This is a genomic window from Streptomyces sp. NPDC050263, assembly GCF_040655955.1.
Taxonomy (GTDB): domain Bacteria; phylum Actinomycetota; class Actinomycetes; order Streptomycetales; family Streptomycetaceae; genus Streptomyces.
This window is the reverse complement of sequence record NZ_JBFAKW010000203.1, coordinates 1-10,675: the sequence shown is the minus strand read 5'-3', so window position 1 is coordinate 10,675 and position 10,675 is coordinate 1. Positions and strand designations below refer to the sequence as shown.

The following is a 10,675-nucleotide window of genomic DNA, read 5'->3' as shown; positions in this document are numbered from 1 at the left end:
TACGTCCAGTACGAGGACTTCCGGCCGGCACACCGAGAGCACGCACCGGACGCCGCTCCTTGACGGGCAAACGTTGCCTGCCGCGGCACTAGCGGTGCTCGACCTGCTCGACGCCCCGGACGGTCCCGGCGACCTCCTGCCGAACGCGCTGGACGCACTGAACCGCTGTGAACCCTGGGCCGCCCTGCACGTCGCGCCGAGGCTGCTGCACCTCGCCCGGACGGGCGGCCCGACGGCCGACCTCGTGCTCGGCCATCTCCAGCGGACCGTGCGGGACACCCTCGGTCACCACCGGGCGGTCAACTCCCTCGAAACGCTCCTCCACGTCTGCATGGAGGACTCCCCGGCCCGCACGGCCGCCGCGCTGCGCGCCACCCTCGCCGACTGGGCCCGGCACACGACCGCCAAGACCACCGACCACCCCTTCCGGGACCTCACCGCCCATCCCTTGGAATCCCTGCTCCTGGCGGTCACCGCGCACCTCGCCGAACGCCCCGAGACACTCGAGACCGTCGCGGCCGAACTGCACAGGGACGGCTCCCCGCTGGCCGAACTGACGAACCTCGCGACCAAGCCCGCCTACGGCAGACTGCCCTGCCTGCTGGCCCTGCGCACCCAGGGGGCGACCGCCACCGGTGAGGCGGAACGCAACCAACTCCTCAAGTCCCTCGCCCGCCCGGAGGTCGGCTGGGTCCATCTCGAACCCGACCTGATGGGGGCCGCGGCCCGACTGCTGCATCCCGCCGGGCACCGCGCACCCGAGCGGTTCGTCGCGGACCTCGACCTGGACGCGGTCACCCTCAACGGACTGCGTCGGCTCCAGAGACTGCGGGGTGACACGGGCGGCATCCCTGTGCAGCGCGTCCTCGACCGGCTCGGCATGACCGCCGACAAGGTCTCCCTGCGCACCCTGTCGACCGTGCTGTGGCAGCAGAGCCTCTGGGACCTGGCCGCATTCCTGCATCCCCGGCAAGCCGCGTCGGTCCTGGTGGACCGCTGGGGACCGCCCAGCGGCCGGCCACGCTACCCCGTGCGTTTCAGCGGTCCCGTGGCCGACAAGGAACGCGCCGCGTGGTCGGGCCAGATGACGGACCTCTGGCAGCTGCGGACCGGACCGTCCGCGGCGCCCCTCAAGAACGACGGCGCCCCCGCCCGTCTCGTCCAGACCGCGTACGCCGCGCAGCCCGTTCGCGGCGGTCTGTCCAACTGGGCCTTCTCCCCTTGGGTCGACCGGGCTTCGAGAGCCTGGGACCGGGACCCCGCCCCGTCCCTCTTCCCGGCCGTCAACGACCCGGTCGTGTTGCTGCGGCTGCTGTCGTCCCTGCGGACGGCGGTCCGGCTGCTGCGCCACGCGGGGACCACCGCCGAGCCGCTGTGTGACCTCGTGATGCACGGGTCCGAACTCCTCTCAAACGGGATCGTGGGCCGCCACCTCTACTCGGTGACCTACCAGGAGAAGGCCGTCGAGGACTCTCCCGTGCCCGCGGCTCTGGTGCCGCTCGCCCAGTCGGCACAGCGCACCGGCGTGTACGCGATGCGAGGCGTCTACGCCGAACTGCATCCGCGGGTGTTCGCGGAGCGTGCCATCGCCGGGGACTCGCCCGACGACCTGAAGGACACACCTCGGCGCTTCTACCGGCAGGCCCGGCTGCTCCACGAGAGCGGTGGAGCCCTGCAGGTGCTGGTACGGGCCGTCCTGGACGTGCTGTCCGGCGCGGCCGGCGCGCAGGACAGCACTCCGCAGAGCCGCTGGTTCGAGGGCGATCCGCCCCTGGTCGAGCGGCTGCTCCGACTGGCGGCACACCGGCTCCGCCCCCGGGAGCACCGCAAGGAGCTCGGCAACGCACTGCTCCTGCTGCGCATCCTGCTGCACCAGGACGTGTCGGACGGCCGGCTGACGGAGGGTCGGAACATGACCTACCCTCCCGTCACCTTCCAGGAGGTTCTGCTCCTCGCTCCTGCCCGACTCGACCAGCCCCAGGGCGTAAAGCATCTGAAGCGCTGGGTGGAGTCGGGACCGCCCAAGGCGCAGTCCACCATGAAGTTGTGTGCCCGCACCGTCCGGCTGCTGCACGCCCTCGCCCAGCCCCGTGACCCCGAACAGGAGGAGGAGCTGGCGAAGGCGGTCGACGCCTGGATCGCCCGGATGGACCGCATCAGCTCGGTCAAGGAACTGGCGAGGGTCACCCGTTGGCACATGCTGTGGCTCATCGACGTGGTGCACCACGACGGCGAACTCGAATCCCGCGTGCTCGACAAACTCCTCGACGTCTTCACCGAGTTCGGACTGCGCACCCCGACGGATCTGCGGCTGCTCTTCGGCCGGCTGACCGGCGGTGGCGGGCTCGGCGAGCAGGTCGCGGCCCGGATGCGCGGCCGCCTGCTCAGCCTCTCCTACGACGGAAGGCTCGCCGCCGCGGCCGGCGACCACAGCGATTTCGACGTCTGGGCGCACGCCATGTACGAGGAGAACGCCGGGGCCCTCCGGGAGGAACTCGACAGGTTGGTGCGAAACCTCACCCAGGGCGTCGGACAGGAGGCGGCCGAGAACCGCGCGTTCATCGCGGACTCCTGGCAACGATCCGTGCTCACCTCTTCGTTGCGTGCGACGGCCGTGCCGCTCGGCAGGTCCGCGCAGCACGCGCCCGACAAGGCCGAACTCCCCGACCCCCGCACGGTCGTGTCCGTCCTCGCCCACCGGAGCGACGACCGGGCCGTCTACCACCACCTGCCTGTCGACCTGGACACGTCCACCGGCTTCGACCTGTTCCGCCGGCCGAAGCAGCGTGACCTCGTCCTGCAACAGGCCGCCCGGGGCGAGCGGCCCGAAGTCGTCGGCGTCGTGTGCGGTTTCACCGAGGCCCGGGACCGGGTGCTGATCAACTGCGGCCTCGGGCAGCCGCTGACCGCGGAGCCGCATGACGGCGCGGGGCTGGGCGATCCCGTCGCCGTCAGGCTGGGCCACCGTCGGCTGGCCCTGGATCCGGAACCCGGCCGCGAGCCCCTGTTCGTGGAGGTCGAGGGCCGGTCCCGGAGACTTCCCCCGCTGCTGCGGCCGGGAGACGTACGGCGGGTACGGGTCGAGCTGACGTCCGAGGGCGCCGTCGTGAACGTCCTCCCGCACGACATGGACGCGTCACCGGCAGGCACCGGCCTGTTGTCGGAATGGGACCCCGATCTGTCCCGGTGGCATCGCTCCCGGCCGGCAGGCAGCCGAGACCGGTCCCCGGAACCAGCCCTGGAGACAGTCGCGCGGTACTCCGACGACGGCTGGCACTCCGTGGACGGCGGCTTCACCGAGTTCCTGGCCGCCGGCCTGCCGTACGCGCGCGGATCGGTGGCCGTGCTCACCCTGATGGATCCGACCGACTCCACCGAGGACGCCTGGCGGTTCTGTCTGACACCGGGCCGGACCTTCCTGCTGCCCGAGCGGGTCTGGGAGCCCGGTGCCGCCCGCCGGCTGCACGCTGTGACCTCCGGAACGCAGTACCCGGCCGGACTGCGTTGCTGGGTCGAGGTGACCGAGGATGCGTTCGGCAGGCCCCGCCTCGCCCTGACCGGCCCTCCGGCGGAGGTGCCGGCCGACGAGCACCCCGAGGCGGCCGCGGACGGCATGGACCGGCGCAACCTGGAGTGGCAGGACCTGTGCGCGGGCGACACCGTCCAGGTCACCCGTCGCGACGGGCGCTGGCAGGTCGACCACGACATCCCGGGCTTCCCGCCGGTGATCGTCGAGGACGTGCTGTCCATGGCCGGGGACTCGGCCGAGCACGCGCTCGACGCCTGGGAGGAGAAGGAGCTCAGGACGGCCCGGGTGCAGGTCGCCAAGGACCCGTACGGCGGCGACGAGGACACCCCGCCGGAGGAGTTCGACCGGCTCCACGGCATGCGCGAGGGCGACGTCGTCCGCCTGCGCGGCGGTGTCGGCACCGTGCGGCGCGGTGTTCTCCTGGCCTGGACGGCACTCGGGAACACGGAGGTCTCCGTCGAGGCCGAGTCCGTGATGCTCAGTCCGGCGCAGGACACCGTCGGCTGGCCGACGACGTCCTGCTGGCCCGACTGCCGGAGCCGGACCGCCGCGAGCTCGGCGAACGGCTGCACTCACTGCGACGCCTCGACGGACTGTTGCTCACCGCGCCGCCCCGCGACGAGGGCCGGCCACCGCGGATCTCGCTGCGGGTGGGGGATCGGGTCCTCGATGTCCACGTGCCCTGGGACGCGTTCACCCTGCCTACCCGGCACAGCGGTGACCAACTGGTCGCGGTGTGGTCCGCGCGGGGCTGGAGCTTCACCCCTCGCGGCCGCCGCATCTACGTCCGCTGTCTGTGGGAGCTGGACGACCACCCCGTCGGCGTCGCACCGGTCGGGCCGCTGACGAAACGGGGCACGCGGGGCGAGGCCGTGTACGGGCAGACCCGTCCCGGGAAGCTGACGCGCTCGACACGCAGGTGGTTCCCCGGCGAGGTCCGCTCCGGACACGTGTCCCTGGGCGACCCCTTCACCGTCCCCGGCGACAGCGCGACGCGGCACCGCACGGAGGTCCTGCTGTCCCAGAACCGCTCGTTGTGGGGTTTCACCGACCGCCTCTACCCCGGGCAGGAGGCCGCTCAGGTCGCGAAAGTGAGGTTGACGGCCCGCCAGGTCGGGGCCCGGGGCCTGTGGGACGTCCGCCGGATCTTCTTCCTGGGCCCCGTCCAGGCCACGGAGACCGGCGGGGACCTGAGCCAGGCGTGGAGCGTAGTGCTGGGCGCGCCGGGCTGGAGCGCCCAGCTGAGCGGCGGGAACGCCGGCCTCGCCCCGGTCCACCTGGGCGGCCGCAGGGTCGGTCTGCCGCCCGTGCCGCTCCTCCCCGGTGAGACGCCCCACGTGGACGGGGTCAAGTACGACGACAGGCGGGCCCGTGTCGTGGTGCGCCCCGATCCCGCGGCGGGCCCGGGCGGGACCCGGTACGTGGCGTCGTACCGTGACGTACCGCCGATGGCCCTGCGCGCCTTCATGAACCATCAGCAGGTCGTCGAGGGACGGGAGACCGAGGCGAGCCTGTACTTCGTGGGCCTCGAGAAGCGTGAGCGGAAACGGCCGGGGGCACCGCCGGCCCAGTGGCTGCTCTTCGAAGGGGGCTACGGCCTGACCCTTCGCGTCCTGCTCACCGACGTACGGCTGGACGGGACTCCCCTGCGGGGGGCGAAGGACCTGCCGTTCTTCCACGGCGACCGTCTGACCCGTCTCACGGTGACCCCCCGCGATCGGCGCGGTGGCGGCACGGACCGCGATCGGCTCTGGCTCGACGTGCACGGCGACGCGATCGTCTGGTCGCGGGAACGCAGGCTGCGCGACCAGGCGGAGATGAGGATCGTTCCCGGGCTGACGGTACGGCTCGACCGTGATGCCAGGACCGTGACGATCCTCCGGGTCGAGTCCCTCCAGGGCACCTTCGACGCCCGCGACCGGGCGGGCGAGAGCCCCGCGGAGGTCGGCACCCCCCGTCTGCGGTTCACCGACCGCGCCGCCGCGGCCGTACTGAGGCACCACCCGACGGGGCCCGACGTCGTCAAGGTCCTCCGACGGCTCGACACGGGCAAGTGGAACGACTCGCTGGGCGCCGAGGTGTGCTTCCACTACGTGCGTCCGGTCGTGGACTCCAAGGACGGACACGGCCTCAAGCGGGGGCAGTTCGTCTTCATGTGGGGTGAGACCATCCACCGGCATCCCAACGACGTGCAGTTGACGCTCACGCTGGACCTGGGCTCCGAGAAGCACCCCCTGCGCCTCACCGCTCGGGTGACCCGGCGCACCTTCGCCCACCGTGAGGACGTGCTGCGCCGGATCCTCGACGAGGGCGGCAGGACGGCGCTCAGAGGGACGCCGTACCTGGTGGAGCTGCGCGGGCCCGGCGACGGGCACGACTTCGAGGGCCGCATCTCCATGTCCCCGGCCCGCTCCGCGCGTGCCCTGCGCGGCTATCTCACCTCGCGCAACCCGTCGTGCTTCGCCGTGGTGACGTGGCGGGGCCGCGAACTGCGGCTGGAACTCCGCGCGGGCGTCCGCATCGCTCTGGCGCCCGAGGACCTTGCCGAGAAGGCGGAAGTGGAGGAGGGGGCCGTGGTCCGGATCACGCGCGCGCCGGACGGGCGCTTCCTGGTCAGGCCCGCTCTGCCGAGCGACTCCGCGTATGCCGTGGACGGCCGGGAGACCGTGGTCTACCCGAAGAACACCCTGCTGAGCCAGCAGGACCCCACGGCCAGGCAGCTCTCGCAACCGCTGTTCACCTTGTCGGGCCTGCCCAACGTGGAAGTCCCCGCCACGCCGGCGGGCGACGGCGAGAGCGCGCTGGAGCCGGTCGCGCGGCTGATGCGACACCCCCACCCCAAGATCGGCCGACTGAGCAGGACCCCGGAGGGAGAGATCGCCGTCGCGGCCCCGTGCCCCGGTGAATCGGCCGCCCGGTGGCTCTCCTTCGACGAGGACACCCTGCTGGCGCGTCTGACTCCGGTGCTCACGGAGGGGACGGGCGACGACGGCTCGGTGACGGAGCTGGAACCCGCTCAGACCTCGTTCGCGGACCGCAGCGCCCGGTCGATCGCGCGACGCCACACCATGGCCCGACGCGCGCCCCAGGACCGGCGGACCGGACACTGGCCCGACGGAACGCCGAAATCCTGCGAACCCATGGACCTTGGCATCGACGACCTGGTCGAACCGGTGGTCCCCGCGGTGGGCCCGACCCTGCGCCACCCCCTCGACCAGGCCCGGCGGTACGGCTATCCGGCGGGGTACCTGACGGAGCGCCGACGGCAAGGACCGTCTGGGAAGGGCGAGGGCCGACGCAGCGGCGGTCCCGCGAGGACCACACGGGACGGTCAGGCGCCTTCGTACACCGTGGCCGGTCCGATCCGTCCGGCCGACGGCCGGGCGTCCGGGCTGTGGCTGGAGATCTCCCCGGGCCGTCTGGTGGAGATCCCCGGAGAGTTGGCGCACTCCACGGCGGGAGGCGCGCTGTACCCGCTGGAGGCGATGTGCTGGGAACTCTTCCAGCCGGGCGACACCGTGCGGATGTCCGCCCACCACGGCAGCCTCAGCGAACCCGCCTGCGTCGTCCTGCACGAATGGCTGCCGGGCCTGCGCGGCACGTTCGGTCCGGTACCGGCGGTGCTGACCGTCCTTGCCGCCGACCGGGAGAAGGGCGTGCTCGTCCTGGGCGGCGGAAACGCCTCCCAGGAGTACCCGGTCTCGCGGGACACGACTGACCGCCACGCCGTCGGCGACGTCGTGCGGCTGACACCGGACAACCACCTCCTGCCCGGGCCGGACCGCGGCCTGCCCGACCGTGGGGAGGCCGTCCTCGTGGGGGCGGCCGACGACGGAACGCTGTTCGCCCACGGTCTTCCCGGACTCGCCGTGGTTCCGGCAGAGGAAGACTGGGCGGGCGACGCATGGATCCGGGCGGAACTGGCGGCCGGACCGGACCGCGCGGCAGCGCTGCTGTCCGCCGCGGGTGGGTGCCTCACGATGACTGTCGAGGGTTTGGACGCGGACGGCCGGCTGAGGGTTTCGCGGGCGGCCCAGCCACGGCTGCCCCAAGGCGACGGCACGTCGTGGGAGTGCCCGACCAGGATCTCCGGCATCCTGCGCGACGGCCGACTCGTGGTCCACGCGGGCGGCGCCCTGCTCGCCGTCCGCCCGGAGGAACTCGTGCCCGGCCTGCCCGCCGACGCCTGCCGCGCGGTCGCGGAGGCACTCACCGCCCAGACGGGTCCGCTGTGGCTGCGCCGGTCGGCGGACGGGGCGCTGAGCACCGGCCTGCGCGCGGCCTGGGAGGCGGAGCGGCACGTCCTTCCCTTCGCGGCGGTCGCCGGGGCGGACAACGGCCCGGAACACTCGGGAGTGCTGTGCCGGGAGCAGGAGACGGGGGCGCTGCGCTGGCTTCCGGCCTCGCACGCGGCATGGGCCGAACTCTCCCGGGACCGGCTGCACGAGGCGTTGGCCGCCCCCGGAGCGCCGCTGTGGGCGCTGCTGCTCGACGACGGACGGGTATCGGTCACCGGGGCACCTGCCGTGCTCAGCCACTTCCGCAACCTCCGGATCGGCCGGCCCGTGAACCTCACGGTGCTCGGCGGAGAACCCCTCATGAGGCCGCATGGGAAGTGGGAGTACCTCGCGCGGATGGAGAGCAACGGCGTCGTCGTGTCGTTCGCCGGCGACTCGCTGAACTATCCGGTGGGCGAACGCCTGATCGGCGAGGTGGAGAGCCTTACGAACCAATCCGACCGGCACCTCATGACCGTGAGGTGTGTGCCGCGCGGCGATCGCGGCACCGTCCCGGATCTGCCGAGTGCCGTGGTGTCGTCCGAGGAGAGGAACCGGCGGTCCCGGCCCTACGCCGAGGTCTGCGACGATCCGGCCGCGGCCGCGGCCACAGCCGCCGACGCCGTGCATGCGGCGGACGAGGCGGTGGTGCGGGCCACCCTGCGCCACCTCTCGGAGGAGGAGGAGTACCAGAAGGGGAGCGGCTTGCCGTCCCTGGAGGCGGCGGAGGCGTTGCACCGCTGGATCGACGTCCGGATGACGGACGGCTGGGAGACCGAGGAGATCCACCTCCTTCCCCTCCTCGGCGCGACCGTCCTGACGGCAGCGTTGGGGGAACTCGATCCCGCGATGGCCTCGCTCGCCGTCCAACTGGCGCTGAACGTCGGCGAGCGGGCGCAGCGAGTCGTGCACGTCGCCCCGATGCTGACCGACTGGCTGGGCAGTGAGAAGCGCACGGACGGCCTGTGGGGCAGGCTCTGGTCCCTCCCCGTCGCCAAGCTGTTGAAGCCGTCGGCACTGGAGCAGTTGGTGACCTTCGGACGGGGCCGGCTGTACGGCGCGGCCGTGGAGAAGGATCCGGAGTTGCTGAAGGTGGCCGTCGGGCTGCTGCTCTCCGTGGGGGAGTCGGTCCCGTTGGATCCGCTGCTCGATCCCACGGCACCGCTGGTGCAGCTGACGGGCCTCGGCCGCGCCTTGGTCCCGCCGGGCACCGACGAGGTCGCCCAGCACCGGCTCCACCCCGGCCAGGTCCGATTCCTGGGCACGGTCTTCGAGGCGGTCTACCGTGCCGCACTCCCTGCCGACATGCCCGGACTCGTGTTCCTTCCCTACCAGATCCTGCTGGACGGCGGACCGGAGAACTGAGAAGGGAGGCGGCCGCCTCCCCGGCGCTCTCTCCTGGTCAGGCCGACGAGGCCGGCCCGGACCTGCTGCCCGCCGTCTTGCGCCACACGGCGAACACCTGCTGCGGCCCGATCGAGGTGCCGTCGCCGACGACGTAGGACGGGGTCACCACGAAAGCGATGGCGAGTTCGCTCGCGCACTCGCATCCACATTCGCATCCGCATTCGCATCCACACCAAATACCTGTCTCGGATGCTCTCAAGGCGTGCGTGGGATGATGGCGGAATAGCCGCCGGCGGCGTGCAGTTGGTCCAGGCTTCCGTGGAAGAGCTTGCGGGCCGAGTGGAGGATGACGGCGGTTTCGCAGCAGGAGGTGACGTCTTCCATCAGGTGGGTGGACAAGATCACCGTGGTGGTCGCGGCCAACTGCCGCAGGAGGGCGTGGAAGCGTTCACGCTCCTGAATGTCGAGACCGGTGGTGGGCTCGTCGAGCAGCAGCATCCAGGGGCTGTTGACCAGTGCCTGGGCTATCCCGACCCGTCGTTGCATACCGCCGGACAGCGTGCGGTACTTGTCGTCGATGCGCTCGGTCAGCCCCACCTGCTCCACCGCACGCTCGACGGCTCGAGGCGTCCTGAGACTGGGCATGTCCTTTAGCCACCCCGCGTAGCTCACGCATTCCCTGACGGTGAAACCGCGGAACATGCCGAACGTCTGGGGTAGATACCTGAGGCGGCGCCGGATCTCCAGCCGATCGGAAGGACGCCTCGGGTCCCGGTCCAGCAGCTTCAGTTCGCCCTCCACCGCACCTGAGGCTGTCGCCAGGACGCGCAGCAGCGAGCTCTTCCCCGCGCCGTTGGGGCCGAGCAGCGCGTGGACACCCGGCCCGAGTTCCAGATCGAGGCTGTCAATGGCGGTGGTACGACGGTGGCGTACAGTCAGTCGAGCTGCACTGATCATCTGGACCTCATGTCGTTGAAGGAATGGCGGCGAAGCAGCAACAGGGCCGCCAGCACATTGGCGGCCACGCCCCAGATCAGCTGCGCGCCGACGTCCAGGAGGTTCTGCAAGACATGGAGCAGGACGACGTCGAGTGAGCGGACCTGACCGTCCTTCAACATCTCCAGCTTCGAGACCGTGGCGACCAGCAGGAACCACCCTGTGCCGGTCACGACAGCACTGAGCAGGCAGCCGATGTATGAGCCCAGGACCAGCGCGGCGAGCGTCAGGGTCAGGCAGGGCACCAGCCAGGCCGCCGCCCACGCCGAGATGCCCACACCGACCAGTCCCGCGGCGAGGAGCAGCGGAAGACTGATGGCGAGTACGGCCCCGGTGCGCAGGAGCAGCAGACGCAGGCCACCAGCTGGGGTACTGCGGATGACGGGAGCGAAGGGGTCGGCCTTGCCGCCATAGCTGGTCGCCACCCACAACAGTGAAGTCTTCTCGGCAACGTGACGGTTGCGGTGTGTGATGATGCCGGACGGCGGGATGGTGACTCGGCGTCAGGCATGAGTGAAGCCCCTGG

The 10,675-nt window shown here is 71.7% G+C and carries 3 protein-coding genes; 1 reads left to right on the top strand and 2 read right to left on the bottom strand.

Features of this window, described 5'->3' with window-relative positions; all coding sequences use genetic code 11:
- Window positions 1-4,206: 4,206 nt before the first annotated feature.
- Complete coding sequence (locus AB0J04_RS43955; protein WP_363174334.1) at window positions 4,207-9,171, top strand: hypothetical protein; 4,965 nt, start codon at window positions 4,207-4,209, stop codon at window positions 9,169-9,171.
- 237 nt (window positions 9,172-9,408) lie between these two features.
- Here the strand turns inward: AB0J04_RS43955 and AB0J04_RS43950 are convergent, their stop codons facing one another.
- The gene (locus AB0J04_RS43950; RefSeq protein WP_363174333.1) at window positions 9,409-10,110 is read right to left on the bottom strand and encodes an ATP-binding cassette domain-containing protein; all 702 of its coding nucleotides are present in this window, start codon (window positions 10,108-10,110) and stop codon (window positions 9,409-9,411) included.
- Entirely contained in the window at window positions 10,107-10,574 is a 468-nt protein-coding gene (locus AB0J04_RS43945) for a hypothetical protein (protein ID WP_363174332.1), read from the bottom strand. Before AB0J04_RS43945 ends, AB0J04_RS43950 begins: the two co-directional genes overlap by 4 nt.
- Window positions 10,575-10,675: the final 101 nt, after the last annotated feature.

Coding starts and splice junctions, on each gene's coding strand:
- AB0J04_RS43950 (WP_363174333.1), bottom strand. CDS start 10,110: ATGATCAGTGCAGCTCGACTGACTGTACGCCACCGTCGTACCACCGCC.